Below are 16,520 nucleotides of genomic sequence, written 5' to 3' on the forward strand. Positions count from 1 at the left end.
GTTCAACTAATTGAACTAAATTTTTCTAATTGAACGTACCTTGTCTCAATTGAGTGAGTCAACGCGACTTATGGACGACGATGCGCATCCATCAGGCGGCGAGAGCGTGCCGGCTCTGCGCCGCGCCGTGCGGATTCTCGACTTCGTCGGCGCGGCGGAGACCGAGCCTAGCTCGGCGGATCTCGCGCGGGCGGTCGGCATTCCGAAGAGCACGGCTCACGGGCTGCTCGCAGCAATGGTCGATCTCGGGCTGCTCACGCGGTCTAACGAGGGCTCGTTCCGCCTAGGGCCTCATCCGATGCGCTGGGCGAACGGCTTCCTGGCGCGGCAGGACATCGTCTCGGAGTTCCAGCGCCACTTCATGGAGAGCATGGATCTCGCAGAGCACACCGTCACGCTCACGGTTCTGGATGGCCGGGAGGTCGTCTATCTGGCGTGCCGTAACAGCGATAAGCCGCTCGGCTTCACATTCCGGATCGGGATGCGGCTGCCTGCCGAGTTCACAGCGACCGGCAAGGCACAGTTGGAGGGGTTGTCAAACCTCGAGCTGGAACGCCTTCTCGAAAAGGGCTGGCCGAAGCCCATGACGCGGACCAGCATCAGCGGGCTCGCGCAGCTCCAGACCGAACTCATCGAGATTCGCGAGCGCGGCTACTCCATCGACAATGGGCAGATCCGCGAGGGGATGATCTGCCTCGGCGCGGCGATCCTGGACTACTCGAACAAGCCGGTCGGCGGTGTCGCCATCAGCCTGATGGAGAGCGAGGCGCTTCCAGAGGTGCTCGAGCGCCTGGGAAGGCTGCTGCGAAGGTCGGCCGACACCATTTCCAGGCGGCTCGGCGCGAACCCGGCTTGAGCGGTTCGGCAATGGCCGGCGTTCGAGATGATCCGATTACGCCGAGCACTTCCGACGTTCACTGGGGGGCAATGCCCGGCTCGACCGGGAGTGCTCGAGTGCAGCCCAGCTGGCGCTCGAGCTATGACCTCCAAAGCCAATCGTTAACTCATCCCCGCATGAGCCATGCTCTTCGCGCATACAAGCGACGCCGATAATCTTATTGCTGCAACGCGGGATCGAGAGCATTTTATATTGCGTCGCAATAATCGGCGCCCCGGCGCCATGAGGCTTTCGCTGCCATGAACGTTGCTGCTGCTCTCCAGGCCGCCTCTGTCCCGACTTCGCGCAAGGCCGGCAATGGCTTCTTTGCCGAAATGATCGCCGCTTGGCTCGCCCACCACCGCCGCGTCTTCGAGGCTGGTGGCTTCCGCCACTGACGCGGTAGTCGAGCTCACGGTCCGACCCGCTTCGAATTGGCGGATCGGATCACTGGCAACGCGATTCAAGCCGGCAGGCGTGCCCGCGGGTCCACCCGCGCAATGCGTGACAACAGGTAGTCGACCTCCGTCTTCGCCTGCGCGGTCAGCCCCATCGAGGGCTTGCGCTGGGCGTCCGACGTGAAGATTCCACGGCGCTTGAACACATACTTGCGAACCGCCAGTCCCAGCGGGCCCTGCTGCTGCTCGTAGCGCAGATAGGGCAAGTGGGCATCGAACAGATCGTGCGCCTCGTCGCGACGGCCGGCCGCGTTCAGCCTCACCACATCCACCAGCATTTCCGGGAAGGCGTAGCCGGTATTGGCACCGTCGGCCCCGCGCTCGACCTCGAAATCGAGGAAGAGGCCGCCATTGCCGACGAGGATCGCGATGTGGCGCATCGAGCCGTCGCGCTCGAAACCGCGCAGGGCCGTGATCTTTTCGAGCCCAGGCCAATCCTCGTGCTTCAGCATCACGCAGGACTCGTTTTCGCTGACGATCCGGCGGATCACGGCCGGTGTCATCTGCACCGAGAAGGTCAGCGGATAGTCCTGGAGGATGAAGGGCACGTCCGGACCGATTGCCTCTACCGCATTGCGGTAGTAGCCGACGATCTGGTCGTCCGTGCGCAAGGTGTTCGGCGGCGCGATCATCACGCCGGCCGCCCCGATCTCCATCACCTCGCGGGCGAGTGAGCGCATGGCGGCGAAGCCCGGCGCCGAGACGCCGACCACCACCGGCAACCTGGTGCGGCCGATGACGCGCCGCGCAATGGCGACGCCCTCGGCGTGATCGAGCTTTGGGGCCTCGCCGAGTTGCCCGAGGATGGTGATGCCGTCGACCTCGGCGCCGACGAAGAAGTCGGTCATGCGGTCGAGGGATGCCTCGTCGACGCGGCCATCGTCGAGGAAGGGCGTCGGCGCGATCGGGACGACGCCGCTTATGTCGCTGGTCAGGGCTGGCATGGGTGAGCTCCTCCGCTCAGATGCTGGGGATGAGGCCGCCATCGACGCGGATCACCGAGCCGGTGAGGTAGGACGCACGCGCACTCGCCAGGAAGGCGACGGTGCTGCCGTATTCCTCGGGATCGCCATAGCGGCCGAGCGGGATCGAGCCCGTGCTCTCGGTCTGCACCTCTTCCACGGTGCGGCCTTCGCGTTTGGCCTTGGCCTCGTCGAGGGCGACGATGCGCTTGGTGGCGATGCGGCCGGGCAGGACGATGTTGGCGGTGATGCCGTCGCGGCCGACCTCGCGTGCCAGCGTCTTGGACCAGCCGACGAGGGAGAGGCGCAGCGCGTTCGAGACGGCGAGGTTCGGGATCGGCGCGACCACGCCCGAGGAGGTACTGGTGATGATCCGGCCCCATTTCTTCTCGCGCATGCCGGGCAGAACGCGGTCGGTCAGCGCGATCACCGAGAGCACCATCGCCTGGAAGTGCTTGCTCCAGAGCTCGGTCGGCTGGCCCGAGGCCGGGGTGGGCGGCGGCCCGCCGGTGTTGTTGACGAGCACGTCGACGGTGCCGAAGCGCTTCTCGATGGCCGCGACATGGGTTTCGATCTGCGAGAGATCGGCGAGGTCCCATTGCAGGGTGAGGCCCTCGGCCCCGGCGGCCTCGACGTCCTTCAGGGTCGCGTCGAGGGAGGCCTGATCGATGTCGCCGAGGGCGAGCCGCGCACCCTCCGCCGCCAGCGCGACGGCGATGGCGCGGCCGAGACCACCGCCTGCTCCGAGTACCAGGGCGGTCTTGCCGCGTAATCCGAGATCCATCTCACATCCTCTTCGTCTGCTGGTCGTGCGTCTTGCGGCGGGCGCTCCGCCTCAGCCCTTCTCGCGCTCGTAGCGGGCGCGGGTCTCGTCGTTCGGCGGGTAGAGCCCGGGCAGCGGCACGCCCTTCTCGACCTCGCGCATGATCCAGGCTTCGAGCTTCTCCTGCTCCACGGCGAGATCGGCGACCTCGGCTGCGAGGGCGGCCGGGATCACCACGGCGCCGTCGCCGTCGGCCACGATGATGTCGTCCGGGAAAACCGCGACGCCGCCGCAGCCGATCGGCTCCTGCCAGCCCACGAAATGGAGCGAGGCGACCGAGGGCGGCGCGGCGATGCCGTCGCACCAGACCGGCAGCTTGCTGTCGACCACGCCCTGCGCATCGCGCACGACGCCGTCCGTGACCAGCGCCGCGACGCCGCGCTTGTGCATGCGCGCGCAGAGGATGTCGCCGTAGACGCCGGCCTCGCGGATGCCGCGGGCATCGATCACGGCGACGCAGCCCTGCGGCATCGCCTCGATGGCGGCGCGCGTGGAGCGCGGCGAGGACCAGGAGGCCGGCGTCGCGACGTCCTCGCGTCCCGGCACGAAGCGCATGGTGAAGGCGCGGCCGACGACGCGCGGCGTGCCGGGCGTCAGCGGCCGCGTTCCCGCCATCCAGACTCGACGGAGGCCCTTCTTCAGCAGGATCGTCGTCAGCGAGGCGGTGGTCACGCCACGCAGGCGCTGGATGAGGTCGGCATCGTCCATGGAGGTCTCCTGTTCTCAGCCGTCAGGCTTGGTCGGGGCGGCGCATGAAGGCGAAGTCGCAGCCCTCATCCGCCTGAAGCACGGTATCGTGGTAGAGCCGGGCATAGCCGCGCGCCGCCCAGTCCGGTGTCGCATGGGTGCTTGCCGGGGCCTGTTCGGCACGGCGCCGTTCGAGCTCGGCCTCGTCGACGAGCAGGTCGATGCGGCGGCCCGGCGTGTCGAGACGGATGCGGTCGCCCGTGCGCACCAGCCCGAGCGGTCCGCCATCGGCGGATTCGGGCGTGACGTGCAGCACGATGGTGCCGAAGGCCGTGCCGGACATGCGGGCGTCCGAGATGCGCACCATGTCCTTCACGCCGGTGGCCAGGATCTTCTTCGGGATCGGCAGGTAGCCGGCCTCGGGCATGCCGGGGGCGCCCTTCGGGCCGGCATTCTGCAGGACGAGGATGTCGTCCGGGCTCACGTCGAGATCCGGGTCGTCGACCCGCGCGGCCATGTCGGGGATCGAGGTGAAGACCACCGCACGGCCCTCGTGCTGGAGCAGCGCCGGGCTCGCGGCGCTGTGCTTGATCACCGCGCCGCGCGGGGCAAGGTTGCCGCGCAGGATCGCCATGGCGCCCACTGGCTTGATCGGATCCTCGGCGGAGCGGATCACCGTCTGGCCTGGGACATCCTCGGCCTGTCCCACGATGTCCCGCAGCGTCCCACCCGCGACGGTGGGCTGGTCGAGGTCGATCAGGTCACCGAGGCGCTTCATCAGCTGCGGCATGCCGCCGGCGTGATGGAAGTGCTCCATATAGTGCTGGCCCGACGGTTTCAGGTCGATCAGCACCGGCACCTCGCGGCCGAGCTTGTCGAAGGCGTCGAGGTCGATCCGGTGCGGCGTGCGGGTGGCGATGGCGGTGAGGTGGATCAGCCCGTTGGTCGAGCCGCCGATGGCCTGGAGCACGGTGAGCGCGTTGCGGAAGGCGCCGGGCGTCAGCAACTCGCTCGGGCGCGGGCCGCCGGATACCGCCATCTCGGCAGCGCGCCGGCCGCTCGCCTCGGCGAGGCGGACGCGCTCGGCATGGGGTGCGGGGATGGTGCCGCTCATCGGCAGAGCCAGGCCCATCGCCTCGGTGATGCAGGCCATGGTGCTGGCGGTGCCCATCACCATGCAGGTGCCGACGGAGGGGGCGAGACGTCCGTTGACCACCTCGATCTCAGCCTCGTCGATCTCCCCGGCGCGGTGCGAACTCCAGAGCCGGCGGCAATCGGTGCAGGCGCCCAGAACCTCGCCGCGGTGATGGCCGACCACCATCGGACCGGTGGGTATCACGATGGTCGGGCGGTCGGCGCTCGCGGCCGCCATGATCTGCGCCGGCAGGTTCTTGTCGCAGCCGCCGATCACGATGACCGCATCCATCGGCTGGGCGCGGATCATCTCCTCGGTGTCCATCGCCATGAGGTTGCGCAGGAACATCGAGGTCGGATGGGCGAAGCTCTCGTGGATCGAGATGGTCGGGAAGACCATCGGCAATCCGCCGGCGAGCATCACGCCCCGCTTGGCCGCCTCGATCAGCGCCGGCACGTTGCCGTGGCAGGGGTTGTAGTCGCTGGAGGTGTCGGTGATGCCGACGATCGGCCGGTCGAGGGCATCGTCGGAATAGCCCGCCGCCTTGATGAAGGCCTTGCGCAGGAACAGCGAGAAGCCCGCATCCCCGTAGCTCGTCAGGCCTTTGCGAAGTCCCGTACTCATGACCCGTCTCATCGTGCGTGAGGGAAGGCGAGGGCGCTCGGGAGCGCCCTCGGGGGGCCGACTCAGGCGCCCTGCTTGCTCAGGGTGCCCCGTGGCTCGCGGGCGTCAGCAAAGCGCTGGTTGACCACGAGGATCGTCGTGATCGCCCCGGCAAGCGCCATGCCTCCTAGGAAGTAGAGGCCGGCCTCGAAGCTGCCCGTCGCTTGGCGGACCCAGCCGACGATCGAGGGCGCGACGAAGCCGCCGAGATTGCCGATGCAGTTGATCACCGCGATGCCGGCCGCCGCGGCGCTGCCGGTGAGGAACAGCGAAGGCAGCGCCCAGAATGGGGCCTTGGCGCCATAGAGTCCGACCGCGGCGAGCGACATGAAGGCCACCGCCCAGAGCGATCCCGTCAGGAAGCCCGCGCCGACCATGCCGATCGCGGTGAAGATCAGCGCCGTGACGAGCGTCAGCCGGCGGTCGTTGTACCGGTCCGAGACATAGCCGAAGACCAGGCCGCCGATCGTGCCGAATACGTAGGGCACCGCGGTCATCAGGCCGGACTGCATGTCTGTGAGGCCAGTGCTCTTCAGGATCTGCGGGAGGAAGAAGGCCAGACCCAGATTGGCGCCCGTATTGGCGAAGTAGATGAAGGATAAAGCCGCCATGCGCGGATCGGTGAAAGCAGTCTTGAGGCTGCTGCCATGGGTCGCCGCCACGCTCCGCTTCTCCTCATCGAGGATCGATTGCAGTTTGTCGCGGTCGGCCGGAGCGAGCCAGGTGGCGTCCTTCGGGCGATCCGGGATCATGAACAGAAACAGGATGCCAAAGACGCTCGTCGGCAGGCCTTCGAGGATGAAGAGCCACTGCCAGCCCTTGAGCCCCATCAGGCCGTCGAGCTGGAGGATCGCAGTCGAGAGCGGCGCACCGATGGCGAGCGAGACCGGGATCGCGACAGAGAAGGCGCCGAACATCCGGGCGCGGTATTCCTTCGGGAACCAGTAGGTCATGTAGAGGATGACGCCGGGGTAAAAACCGGCCTCCGCCGCGCCGAGCAGCAGGCGCATGGCGAGGAAGCTCTTCTCCCCCTGCACAAAGATCATCGCGGCCGAGATCAGGCCCCAGCTGATCATGATGCGCGCGATCCAGCGCCGCGCGCCGACCTTTTCCATAATCAGGTTGCTCGGCACTTCCGCGAAGAAGTAGCCGATGAAGAACACGCCGGCCCCAAAGCCGAACACCGCCGGTCCGATACCGAGATCGGCATTCATCTTCAACGCCGCGAAGCCGACGTTGATGCGGTCAATATAGGCCATGACGTAGCCGATGAAGAGCAGCGGCATCAGTCTGACGAAGGCTTGCTTGAAGATGCGGTCCAGACTCGCTTTCTCGATGTCGGCGTCGCCCATGGTGTCCTCCAAGATCTTGTCGTTGTTTCTGTTTGGTCCGGCGGGATGGCGTCCCGCTCAAATCGAAAGGTCGTGCGCTTCACCCCGTCGTTGCGGAGAAAGCGATGGTGACCGGGCTCGGCGTCTTCACCGTCTGGCCGGTGGCATTGAGGGCGCCGCTGGACGGGTCGGCGCGAAGCTGCACGAGCGTGTCGCCCTGCTCGTTCGCCGCGTAGAAGAAGGCCTGCTCGGAATCGAAGGCGATGAAGCGCGGGTCGCGCCCCTGCGTCGGCTCCCAGCCTTTCGGGGCGAGCAGCCCGGTGGACGGATCGGCGGAAAAGATCGCCACGTCGTCGCTGCCCCGGTTCGAGCAGTAGACGGAGCGGCCATCCCGCGAGACGGCGATCTCGGCGGCGGTGCTGGCGCCGAAGAAGGTGCTCGGCAGCGTTGTGATCACCTGCCGGGGCTGGAGCTTTCCGCCCGCGGCATCCCAGCCATAGGTCGTGGCGGTGCTGTCGAGCTCGTTCAGCACCCAGGCGACGGGCAGCTTCGGGTGGAAGCCGAGATGGCGTGGTCCGGCGCCCGGACGGCTGTCGACCGATCCCGCTGGAGTCAGGCGGCCAGCGGCAGCGTCCCAGCCGAAGACGAAGACGCGGTCGAGGCCCTTGTCTGGCACGATCACGAAGCGGCCGGACGGGTCGAACACCACGTGATGCGGGTGGGAGGCTGTCTGCTCGACGCGGTGCGGACCGGGCGTGCCCTCCAGCGGGAGGAGTTGATGCTGGTCGCTCAGTCCTCCGTCTGGCCTGATGCCGAGCACCGCGACGCTGCCGCTCGAATAATTCGCGACGATGAGGAAACGGTTCGACGGGTCGATGGCGAGGTGGACGCCGTTCTTGCCGCCCGTCGCCGCCCGGTTGAGGACGGTCAGCTTGCCGGTCGATGGGTCGACCGTGAAGGCGTCGGCATAGTCGAGATCGCCGTGGACGACGTAGAGGAAACGGCCGTCCCGACTGAGGATCAGGAAGGACGGGTTGACGCTGTCGGGCACGCGCTGGGCGTGGGTCCAGGCGTCGGTCTGGGCGTCGATGGCGAAGACGTTGATGCCGTCGCCGCGCGCCTTGCGCTGCGCGGTGGTGAAGCAGCCGACATAGGCGAAGCGCGGCTTGCCTGTCGCACCCTCCGCGAAGGCCGCCGTTCCTGGCATGAGCGCGGCAAGCGCCGCCGCGCCTTCGAGCATCGTCCTGCGGCTGATCGTGCCCTGGGTCATGCTCGGTCTGCCTCCCGTGCCGGTGACAATCAGGCGGTGGTCGGGCTGGCGGCCGGAAGAGCCCGATCAGCCTGAGGCGCCGCTTTTGGGGCGCCGCCGAAGGGCTCGATGGTTCCGACCACGAAGATGTAGTTGAGGGCGCCGAGGATGCAGACGCCGCCGGCCAGCAGCAGCGGCCCGAGGAAGGAGCCGCCGGAGAGCCAGAGCATCAGGCCGGTGACGCTGGTGATGCCGACGCCCGCGAGGTTCGAGGCGAAGTTCTGGATGCCGCCGATCGAGGCGACATGGGCCTTCGAGGGCGCCACGTCGGCCGGCACGCACCAGATCACAGCCGCGGTGAAGGCGAGCGCGGCATAGGTGATCGAGAACAGGACCAGCATCAGCGCGATGCTGTCGGTGAAGGCCGCGAAGGCGATCACCGAGGAGGTCAGCATCCCGCCGGCGAGGCAGATCTTTCGCGAGGCGGTGAGCGAGAAGCCGCGATGAAAAAGATGGTCGGTCATCCAGCCGCCGAGCACGCTGCCGGGCAGGCTCATCAGGGCCGGGATCGCGCCGAGCGTGCCGAGCTGGCCCAGCGAAAAGCCCTTCGCGCTGACCAGGTAGGTCGGGAACCACGTGATGAAGAAGTACTTCACGAAGTTCATGCAGAAGAAGCCGATCATCATCCCCCACATCGTCCGGTACTTGAACAGGGACGACCACGGCACGTGCTCGGCGGGGGCCTTGTCGGTCTCGACGCCCTCACGGAGCGCGGCCAGCTGTTGCGGGGTGATGCTGCGGTCGTTCTCGGGCTCGCGGTAGATCAGCAGCCAGAGCGCCACCCAGACGAGGCCGAGGCCTCCGGTGACGTAGAACGACATCCGCCAGTCGAAAGCGTGGATCAGCCACGCGACCAGCGGCAGCGCGAGGGCGGTTCCGGCCTGCGGGCCGGCATCGAACAACCCGCTGGCGAGGCCGCGCTCGCGTTTCGGGAACCAGCCGTAGACGACCTTCACGCAGGCGGGGTTCGACCCGGCCTCGCCGATGCCGAGCATCATGCGCGAGCCGAACATCGCCGCGACCGAATTGGCGAAGCCCGTGACGACAGTGAAGACCGACCACCAGGCGGCGGAGAGCGCGAGGCCGATCTTGGCGCCGATCTTGTCGGTGAACCAGCCGGCCGGGAGCTGGCCGAAGGCATAGGTCCAGAAGAAGGCGCCGAGGATGAGCCCCATCTCGCCGTCGTTGAAGCCGAGCTCCTTCTTGATGTGAGGAGCGGCGATGGCGAGGTTGATGCGGTCGATGTAGCTGATCCCGAGGATCAGGAAGCAGAGCAGGATCATCACCCAGCGGATCGCGGGCAGCTTGACCGTATCTTTCGTGGTCTCGGTGATCGGCATGGTTTCGCGGGACTGTCTTCGTCGGGCTGTGCCCCCGGTGGCGGGGGATGGGTGAAGGAGCGCTGGCTCGGGCGTCAGGAGGCGGGTTCGAGCCCGCTCGCCCGGTAGGCCTCGGCCGCTTCCGGGGCGGTGAGGACGGAGAGGAAGCGGCGCGCTTCCTCGGGCGCCTTGGCCTCGCGCAGGATCGCCGCACAGAAGGTGGTCTCCTCCTGGGCGCCGTCCGGATAGGGGCCGACCACCTCGATGCCCGGCACGACCATCAGCTCGGAGATCTGCTGGACGGCGATGTCGGCCTCGTCCGAGACGAGCTTCGTCGCGGTGAAGCCCTGGGGGATGATCGTCGCCTTGGCATTGACCGCATCGGCAATGCCGAGACGCGGCAACAGCCCGGCGAAGTAGATGCCGCTCGCGCCCGAGCGCGAATAGGCGACGGAGCGCGCGCCAGTCAGGGTGTCCTTGAAGGCCTCCAGCGTATCGATGCGCGGATGCGGCGCGCCGGCCTTGACTGCCACGCCGTAGCGCGAGCGGCAGACGTCGACCCGGCTTCCCGGAAGGATCAGCCCCTCGGCTTCCAGCGTATCCATGGCGCCGGAGAGCACCAGCACCACGTCCGGCCGCGCGCCCTCGGCGAGCTTGCCCTGGATGACCGTGGTCGGCCCCCACAGGATGTCGAGCCTGCCTCCTTCCGCCTCGAAGGCCGGGATCAGGCTCGCATCGAAGGCGCCCTTCACCACCAGCGCGAACATGGCCTGCACGGTCTTGGTCGTAGCCTCAGCCATGCTGCGATCCGCTCTCTGGATGATGGATGGGCCGCTCAGACACGGCGCTCGACCTTGCGAAGAATCTCGGGGCCGAGCTCGTCGAGCCGGTTGGCGCCGAGGAAGGCCATGTCGCGAAGGATCTCGTCCTTCAGGATGCCGATGGCGTGCGACACGCAGGGCGCTCCGCCGAGGGCCGCCGCGAACATGAAGGGGCGCCCGAGGAGCACGAAGTCGGCGCCGAGCGCCACGGCCTTGAGCACGTCGGTGCCCCGGCGGATGCCGCTGTCGACGATGACCTTCATCGATCCCTTGTTGGCGGCGATCTCGGGCAGCACGTCGAGGGGTGCTATGGCGTGGTCGAGCTGGCGCCCGCCATGGGTGGACAGGATCACGCCGTCCGCACCGCACGAGCGGGCGATCTCGACATCGGCCGGGTTGAGCAGACCCTTGACCAGCAGGTTGCCCTTCCAGCGGCGGCGGATCGCTTCGAGATTGGTCCAGGAGAGCTTGTCCCGCGCGATCGTGTTGCGCACCGCGCCCTGGGACATCATCGGCGGCCCGCGCTCGGCCTCGGTGTTCTCGAAATGCGGGACGCCGTGCTTGATGAAGGTCTGAGCCACCACGCCGAGCGCCCAGCGCGGATGCGTGACGCTCTGCCAGAGCACCTTCGGCGTAACCTTGATCGGCATCGAGAAGCCGCTGCGGGTGTTGTGCTCGCGGTTGCCGAGCGTCGGCGTGTCGGCAGTGACGACGAAGGTCTCGTAGCCGGTGCGCTCGACGCGATCGATCAGGCGGTCGATGCGGTTCTGGTCTCCCGGCAGGTAGCCCTGGTACCAGGCGTCGCGGTTCTGGGCGTGGACGTCCTCGAGCTTGATCAGCGACGACGCGCTCAGGATCATCGGGATGTTCGCCGCACCGGCAGCCTCGGCCAGAACGAGGTCGCCGCGATAGGCGATGAAGGCCGAGCCGCCGAGCGGGCCAATGCCGAAGGGCGCCGCGTAGATCTTGCCGAACAGCTCCGTCGCGCAGCTTCGCGCGGAGGTGTCGACCATCGCTCGCGGCAGGAAGGCGTAGTCGGAATAGGCGGCAGCGCTGCGGCGCATCGCCGTGCCGGTTTCGACGCCACCAGCGACGTATTGAAAGATCATGTGCGGCAAGCGCCGCTTGGCGTGCCGCTCGAAATCGTCGAGCGCCAGCAGGTCGCGGAAGGCGCGCGGCGTGGTGCTCGCGGCGCGCTTCAGGCTGGTGACGAGCGGCTCGGCCGGTTGGGCCGCGGCGGGCGTCTGGCCATCCGCCTTCACGGCGATGCCGGTATCCACGTCGATCGCGGCCGCATACTCGACCGGAGACGGTGCGTCGCGATCGGCATCTTGGCGCGCAAGCGCAGCCATCCCGTTCCTCCCGGCCGTGGGGCCCTGCGGTGTCTCCTGAGGCCTGGAAGCGTGCTCGCTGCCTGCCCGGGACGCCCTTCTTGAAAGCGATTACAAGTGACAGCGCGGGCAAGTCGATGTCAATATATTTCTCCCGGCGCACCGAATCCGCCGGGTGGCTTGCGCGCTGCGCGAGTGAAATGTGAACTAGCGCGCCGCTTGGTCCGACGAGGTCTTCAGAGTGTGACGAAACCGCATATCAGCCAGGAGCCGTTGCGGTTTCCGGTGACGAAGGACGTCGCCGAGCGTGCCGGAGTGTCCACGGCCACCGTGTCGCGGGTCCTCAACGGCACCGCCCGTGTCCGAGCCGACAAGCACGAAGCCGTGATGAAGGCCGCCGAGGAGCTCGGCTTCGTCGCCAACGGCGCGGCCCGCGCCTTGTCGATGCGCCGTTTCATGGCGGTGGGCGCCGTCGTCCCGAACATCGAGAACGAGGCCTTCATCCGCCTTCTGTCGAGCTTCCAGGAGCGCCTTCGGCAGGAGGGTTACACGCTGATCGCGGCCAATTCCGGCTATGACATCGACAACGTGCTGCGCGAGGCGACCTTCCTGATCGAGCGCGGAATCGACGGGCTGATGCTCGTCGGCGACATCCACCATCCCCTGCTGCACGCGCGCATCGAGCGGCAGAAAATCCCAATGGTCCAGGCCTTTACGCTCTCGACCGAGCGCGCCTGCATCGGTTTCGACAACGCCACCTCGGCGGCCCGCGCCGCCAATTACCTGCTCGATCTCGGCCATATCCGGATCGGCGTGATCTCCGGCCTGCGCAAGGACAACGACCGTGGCGGCGCCCGCGTCGACGGCATCCGGAAGGCGCTGGCGGCGCGCGGCCTCACCATGCTGCCGGAGCACGACGTCGAGATTTCCTACGGCATCGGCGGCGGCCGCGACGGGTTCCGCCAGATGCTGGCCTCCGGCGTGGAACCGCCCACCGCGATCATCTGCGGCACCGACCAGATCGCCTTCGGCGCGATGATCGAGGCGCGCTCGCGCGGGCTCGACATCCCCGGCGACCTCTCGGTCATCGGCCACAACGACTCGGATTTCGCAGCCTTCCTGTCCCCGCCGCTGACCACGATCAACGTGCATTCCGCCGCCATCGGCCGCGCGGCGGGCGACCATCTCGTCGCCCGCATGGCCGGTCGGCCCTCCGTCCGGCTCACCGAGATCGACGCGGAGCTGATCGCCCGCGGCAGCACGGCCCCGCCGCGCCGGCGCACCTGATCCTCCAACGACGGGACAACCTGCGATATCTTGCGTATAGTCTGAAATCGCTTACAAGGTTGCCCGCTCTCAGAACGGTCCCGTCATGGCTCCTCGTATCGTCCTCCTCCATGCGACCCCGGTCGCGATGCAGCCGATCCAGACGGCGATGGCCGAGAACTGGCCCGAGGCCGAGCCGATCAACCTTCTCGACGACGGCCTGTCGATCGACCGTGCCAAGGACGGCGACGGCCCGATCACGGAGGCGATGATCGAGCGCTTCGTCGCCTTCGGCCGCTACGGCCACGCCCACGGCGCTGACGGCATCCTGATCACCTGCTCCGCCTTCGGCCCGGCCATCGAGCGCCTCGCGGACGTGCTGCCGATCCCGGTGGTGAAGCCGAACGAGGCGATGTTCGAGGGGGCCATCGCGAAAGGCGGCAAGGTCGGCATGCTCGCCACCTTCGGCCCCTCCGTCGGCACCATGACCGACGAGTTCGACGAGTTCGTCGCCGGCTCCGAGAAGAAGGCGAGCCTGCGCACCATCGTCGTGGAAGGCGCGATCGACCGCCTCCGCAAGGGCGACGCCGAGACCCATAACCGCCTCGTGGCGGAGCGCGCGCCGGACTTCGCCGATTGCGACGCGATCATGCTCGCGCATTTCTCGACCTCGCGCGCCGCCGAGGCCGTGCGCAAGGCGGTCTCGGTGCCGGTACTGACGGCGCCGCATGCCGCCGTCGACCGGATGCGTGCCCTGATCGAGGGCCGGGCGGGCGGCAGGGGCTGACCATGCTGCTCGGGGTCATCGCGGACGATTTCACCGGCGCCAGCGACATCGCCGCCACCATCGCCAAGGGGCTGGAGGGTGAAGGCGGCCTGCGCACGGCGCAGTTCCTCGGCATCCCGACCGCTCCCGCTGCGGCCCGGGTCGAAGCCGGTATCGTCTCGCTCAAGAGCCGCTCGATCCCCGCCGACGAGGCCGTGGCGCAGTCGCTCGCCGCGCTCGACTGGCTGCGAGCCCAGGGCGCCCGGCAGATCGTGTTCAAGTACTGCTCGACCTTCGATTCGACGCCGGCCGGCAATATCGGCCCCGTCGCCGAGGCCCTGGCCGAGCGGCTCGGCTCCAAGGGCGTCGTGGTGTGCCCGGCCTTTCCGGGCGCGGGCCGCACGATCTATCTCGGCCATCTCTTCGTGAACGACCGGCTGCTCAGCGAGTCGGGCATGGAGAAGCACCCGCTCACGCCGATGACCGATCCCGACATCCGCCGGGTGCTCGCGGCGCAGTCGCGCGGTCCCGTCGGGCACGTTGCGCAGCCGGTCGTGGCCGCCGGTTCGCAGGCGATCGCCGAGGCGCTCGCGGCGGCGGCGGGGCGCGGCGAGATCCTCGTCGTGGTTGACGCGATCGGCAACGACGACCTCACCACGATCGGCGCGGCGATCGCCGACGCAGCCCTCGTCACCGGCGGCTCCGGGATCGCGCGCGGCCTGCCGCACAACTTCATCGCGCGGGGCGAGGCCTCGGGCAGCGGCGCCGGGGCGCCTGCCGTCGACGGCCCGGAGGCGATCCTCGCCGGGAGCTGCTCGCGGGCGACGCGCGGCCAGATCGCCCATCACCGCGAGCGTCATCCCGTCGAGATGATCTCGGTGGATGCGGTCATGGACGGCAGCTTCGAAAGCGAGGCGGTGCTGCGCTTCGTCCTCGACAATGCCGGCAAGGCCCCCCTGGTCTATTCCTCGGCCGACCCGGAGGACATCGCTGCCGCCCAGGCCCGATACGGCCGCGAGGCCGTGGCCGAGGCCCTCGACGGCATCTTCGGACAGCTCGCGAAGAACCTCGTGGAGCGGGGCCTGCGCCGGCTCGTCGTCGCGGGCGGCGAGACCTCCGGCGCGGTGGTCGGCGCGCTCGGCCTCTCCGCGCTGACGGTCGGCCGCGAGATCGATCCCGGCGTCCCGGTCCTCGTCTCGGAAGAAGCGCCGCGGCTCGGCCTCGCGCTCAAGTCCGGCAATTTCGGCGCCGTCGATTTCTTCGACAAGGCGCTCGCCCATATCGCAGGAACGGCATGACGGAAGCGGCCCTTCGCGACGACCTCGCCCGGCTCTGCAAGTCGCTGTTCGACCGGGGTTTTTCTGTCGGCTCGGCCGGGAACGTCAGCGTGCGGCTCGACGACGGCTATCTGATCACGCCGACCAATTCCTGCCTCGGCTTTCTCGACCCGGCTCGGATCAGCCGGCTCGATCGCGACGGCAACCACGTCGGCGGCGACAAGCCCTCGAAGGAAGTCTTCCTGCATCGCGCCTTCTACGAGACGCGGCCCGCGGCCGGCGCGGTGGTGCATCTGCACTCGACCTACGCCACCGCCCTGTCCTGTCTCGCCGATACCGACCCGGAGGACTGCATCCCCCCGCTCACGCCCTATGTCGTGATGCGCGTCGGGCGCGTGCCTCTGGTGCCGTATTTCCGACCCGGCGACGCCAGGGGCGGCGAGTTGATCCGGGCGCTCGACGGCCGGCACGCGGCCGTGCTGCTCGCCAATCACGGCCCGATCGTCAGCGGCAAGGATCTGACCAGCGCGGTCTACGCCGCGGAAGAGCTGGAGGAGACGGCGCGGCTCCTCGTCACCCTGCGCGGCCAAAAACTGCGGATGCTCGACGAATCCCAGGTCGCGGAGCTTCGGGCCGCCTTCGGCTGAGCCGCATTCCCCACGAGGACGTATCGATGCCGATCCATCTCGGTCCCTACGCCGACCGTCTCAGCGCCCATCTCGGCTTCCTCTACACCGAGCATCCCTTGCCTGAGCGCTTCGCGGCAGCGGCGCGTGACGGCTTTCGGATCATGGAGCATCCGAACCTCTTCGCAACGCCAGCGAAAAATGTCGCGGGCTGGATGCGGGATTCCGGCCTCACCCTCGTCCAGACGAGCTTCCCGGCGGGCGATCCGTCCCGCGGCGAAAAGGGCTTTGCCGCGTTGCCCGATCGGGCCCAGGCGTTTCGCGAAAGCATCGAGCCGACGCTCGACTATGTCGAGGAGATCGGCGGCTGCCGCTTCGTCCACGCCATGGCGGGTGTGCGCCCGGCCGGCGTGGCGGAGGAACGGCTTCTCGACACCTACCGCGAGAGCCTCGGCCTGGCGGCCGATGCGGCTGCGAAGCGCGGCATGGAGATCATGATCGAGCCGATCGGCCCCGGCTCGATCGCCAATTACGTCGTCGACGATCCGCTGGTCGCGGTCCGGCTGATCCGCGAGGTCGGACGGCCGAACGTGAAGCTGCTCTTCGACGCCTATCACTGCCATTGCCTCGGCCACGATCCGGCGGCGTTGATCCGCGAACACGCTGCCCTGATCGCCCATGTGCAGATCGCCGACGATCCCGGCCGTCACGAGCCCGGCACCGGCACCATCGCCTTCGACCCGATCTTCGAGGCGCTCGCCGCTGTCGGCTACGCCGGCAGCGTCGGCTGCGAGTACCACCCGGCCACCACCACCGAAGAGGGACTCGGCTGGATCAAGGGAGCCGCCTGAACGGCTCACCCATAAAAC

At 68.1% G+C, this 16,520-nt stretch carries 16 protein-coding genes; 7 read left to right on the forward strand and 9 right to left on the reverse strand.

Annotated features, from left to right (window positions below; genetic code table 11):
- Positions 1-70 precede the first annotated feature (70 nt).
- Together HCU64_RS16025 and HCU64_RS16030 are read left to right on the forward strand one after the other, a co-directional pair.
- On the forward strand, positions 71-856 hold the full coding sequence (locus HCU64_RS16025; protein WP_233385095.1) for an IclR family transcriptional regulator: 786 nt from the start codon (positions 71-73) through the stop codon (positions 854-856).
- Positions 857-1,137: 281 nt separating this feature from the next.
- Positions 1,138-1,275: a hypothetical protein gene (locus tag HCU64_RS16030; RefSeq protein WP_183506838.1), complete on the forward strand. Its 138-nt coding sequence runs from the start codon at positions 1,138-1,140 to the stop codon at positions 1,273-1,275.
- 65 nt (positions 1,276-1,340) lie between these two features.
- On the opposite strand, the gene HCU64_RS16035 is transcribed toward HCU64_RS16030, so the two are convergent.
- The 9 genes from HCU64_RS16035 to HCU64_RS16075 form a co-directional block, all read right to left on the reverse strand.
- Positions 1,341-2,279, reverse strand: a complete 939-nt coding sequence (locus HCU64_RS16035; RefSeq protein WP_233385096.1) for a dihydrodipicolinate synthase family protein — start codon at positions 2,277-2,279, stop codon at positions 1,341-1,343.
- Between the two features lie 16 nt (positions 2,280-2,295).
- Positions 2,296-3,081 carry an SDR family oxidoreductase gene (locus tag HCU64_RS16040; RefSeq protein ID WP_233385098.1) on the reverse strand — a complete coding sequence of 262 codons (786 nt, stop codon included), beginning with the start codon at positions 3,079-3,081 and terminating at the stop codon, positions 2,296-2,298.
- Positions 3,082-3,132: 51 nt separating this feature from the next.
- Entirely contained in the window at positions 3,133-3,828 is a 696-nt protein-coding gene (locus HCU64_RS16045; protein WP_233385100.1) for a ribonuclease activity regulator RraA, read from the reverse strand.
- A 22-nt stretch (positions 3,829-3,850) separates the two neighbouring features.
- Positions 3,851-5,566 (reverse strand): IlvD/Edd family dehydratase, encoded by a 1,716-nt coding sequence (locus HCU64_RS16050; protein WP_233385101.1) that lies wholly within the window; start codon positions 5,564-5,566, stop codon positions 3,851-3,853.
- A gap of 62 nt (positions 5,567-5,628) precedes the next feature.
- Positions 5,629-6,957: an MFS transporter gene (locus HCU64_RS16055; protein WP_233385102.1), complete on the reverse strand. Its 1,329-nt coding sequence runs from the start codon at positions 6,955-6,957 to the stop codon at positions 5,629-5,631.
- A 79-nt stretch (positions 6,958-7,036) separates the two neighbouring features.
- A complete protein-coding gene (locus tag HCU64_RS16060) occupies positions 7,037-8,206 on the reverse strand; it encodes a lactonase family protein (RefSeq protein ID WP_233385103.1) in 1,170 nt (389 codons plus the stop codon).
- Between the two features lie 29 nt (positions 8,207-8,235).
- A complete protein-coding gene (locus tag HCU64_RS16065; RefSeq protein ID WP_233385104.1) occupies positions 8,236-9,585 on the reverse strand; it encodes an MFS transporter in 1,350 nt (449 codons plus the stop codon).
- A 74-nt stretch (positions 9,586-9,659) separates the two neighbouring features.
- Positions 9,660-10,364 (reverse strand): molybdate ABC transporter substrate-binding protein, encoded by a 705-nt coding sequence (locus tag HCU64_RS16070; RefSeq protein WP_233385105.1) that lies wholly within the window; start codon positions 10,362-10,364, stop codon positions 9,660-9,662.
- A 35-nt stretch (positions 10,365-10,399) separates the two neighbouring features.
- The gene (locus tag HCU64_RS16075; RefSeq protein ID WP_233385106.1) at positions 10,400-11,737 is read right to left on the reverse strand and encodes an alpha-hydroxy acid oxidase; all 1,338 of its coding nucleotides are present in this window, start codon (positions 11,735-11,737) and stop codon (positions 10,400-10,402) included.
- 222 nt (positions 11,738-11,959) lie between these two features.
- On the opposite strand from HCU64_RS16075, the gene HCU64_RS16080 reads away from it, so the two are divergent.
- The 5 genes from HCU64_RS16080 to HCU64_RS16100 all read left to right on the forward strand — a co-directional run bounded on the left by HCU64_RS16080 (position 11,960) and on the right by HCU64_RS16100 (position 16,502).
- Positions 11,960-13,003: a LacI family DNA-binding transcriptional regulator gene (locus HCU64_RS16080; protein WP_233385107.1), complete on the forward strand. Its 1,044-nt coding sequence runs from the start codon at positions 11,960-11,962 to the stop codon at positions 13,001-13,003.
- A gap of 85 nt (positions 13,004-13,088) precedes the next feature.
- The gene (locus HCU64_RS16085; protein ID WP_233385108.1) at positions 13,089-13,769 is read left to right on the forward strand and encodes an aspartate/glutamate racemase family protein; all 681 of its coding nucleotides are present in this window, start codon (positions 13,089-13,091) and stop codon (positions 13,767-13,769) included.
- A gap of 2 nt (positions 13,770-13,771) precedes the next feature.
- On the forward strand, positions 13,772-15,046 hold the full coding sequence (gene otnK, locus HCU64_RS16090; RefSeq protein ID WP_233385110.1) for a 3-oxo-tetronate kinase: 1,275 nt from the start codon (positions 13,772-13,774) through the stop codon (positions 15,044-15,046).
- Positions 15,043-15,672: a 3-oxo-tetronate 4-phosphate decarboxylase gene (otnC, locus tag HCU64_RS16095; RefSeq protein WP_233385111.1), complete on the forward strand. Its 630-nt coding sequence runs from the start codon at positions 15,043-15,045 to the stop codon at positions 15,670-15,672. Before otnK ends, otnC begins: the two co-directional genes overlap by 4 nt.
- Before the next feature lie 26 nt (positions 15,673-15,698).
- Entirely contained in the window at positions 15,699-16,502 is an 804-nt protein-coding gene (locus HCU64_RS16100) for a hydroxypyruvate isomerase family protein (RefSeq protein WP_233385113.1), read from the forward strand.
- The last annotated feature ends 18 nt before the right edge of the window (positions 16,503-16,520 follow it).

It is taken from the genome of Methylobacterium sp. C25 (genome assembly GCF_021352225.1).
Lineage (GTDB): Bacteria > Pseudomonadota > Alphaproteobacteria > Rhizobiales > Beijerinckiaceae > Methylobacterium.

What these genes read in the sequence shown, in the direction of transcription:
- HCU64_RS16060 (WP_233385103.1), bottom strand. Translation starts at nt 8,206, where the DNA reads ATGACCCAGGGCACGATCAGCCGCAGGACGATGCTCGAAGGCGCGGCG.
- HCU64_RS16035 (WP_233385096.1), bottom strand. Translation starts at nt 2,279, where the DNA reads ATGCCAGCCCTGACCAGCGACATAAGCGGCGTCGTCCCGATCGCGCCG.
- HCU64_RS16040 (WP_233385098.1), bottom strand. Translation starts at nt 3,081, where the DNA reads ATGGATCTCGGATTACGCGGCAAGACCGCCCTGGTACTCGGAGCAGGC.
- HCU64_RS16070 (WP_233385105.1), bottom strand. Translation starts at nt 10,364, where the DNA reads ATGGCTGAGGCTACGACCAAGACCGTGCAGGCCATGTTCGCGCTGGTG.
- HCU64_RS16030 (WP_183506838.1), top strand. Translation starts at nt 1,138, where the DNA reads ATGAACGTTGCTGCTGCTCTCCAGGCCGCCTCTGTCCCGACTTCGCGC.
- HCU64_RS16065 (WP_233385104.1), bottom strand. Translation starts at nt 9,585, where the DNA reads ATGCCGATCACCGAGACCACGAAAGATACGGTCAAGCTGCCCGCGATC.
- otnC (WP_233385111.1), top strand. Translation starts at nt 15,043, where the DNA reads ATGACGGAAGCGGCCCTTCGCGACGACCTCGCCCGGCTCTGCAAGTCG.
- HCU64_RS16025 (WP_233385095.1), top strand. Translation starts at nt 71, where the DNA reads ATGGACGACGATGCGCATCCATCAGGCGGCGAGAGCGTGCCGGCTCTG.
- HCU64_RS16085 (WP_233385108.1), top strand. Translation starts at nt 13,089, where the DNA reads ATGGCTCCTCGTATCGTCCTCCTCCATGCGACCCCGGTCGCGATGCAG.
- HCU64_RS16075 (WP_233385106.1), bottom strand. Translation starts at nt 11,737, where the DNA reads ATGGCTGCGCTTGCGCGCCAAGATGCCGATCGCGACGCACCGTCTCCG.
- HCU64_RS16045 (WP_233385100.1), bottom strand. Translation starts at nt 3,828, where the DNA reads ATGGACGATGCCGACCTCATCCAGCGCCTGCGTGGCGTGACCACCGCC.
- HCU64_RS16100 (WP_233385113.1), top strand. Translation starts at nt 15,699, where the DNA reads ATGCCGATCCATCTCGGTCCCTACGCCGACCGTCTCAGCGCCCATCTC.
- HCU64_RS16050 (WP_233385101.1), bottom strand. Translation starts at nt 5,566, where the DNA reads ATGAGTACGGGACTTCGCAAAGGCCTGACGAGCTACGGGGATGCGGGC.
- HCU64_RS16055 (WP_233385102.1), bottom strand. Translation starts at nt 6,957, where the DNA reads ATGGGCGACGCCGACATCGAGAAAGCGAGTCTGGACCGCATCTTCAAG.
- otnK (WP_233385110.1), top strand. Translation starts at nt 13,772, where the DNA reads ATGCTGCTCGGGGTCATCGCGGACGATTTCACCGGCGCCAGCGACATC.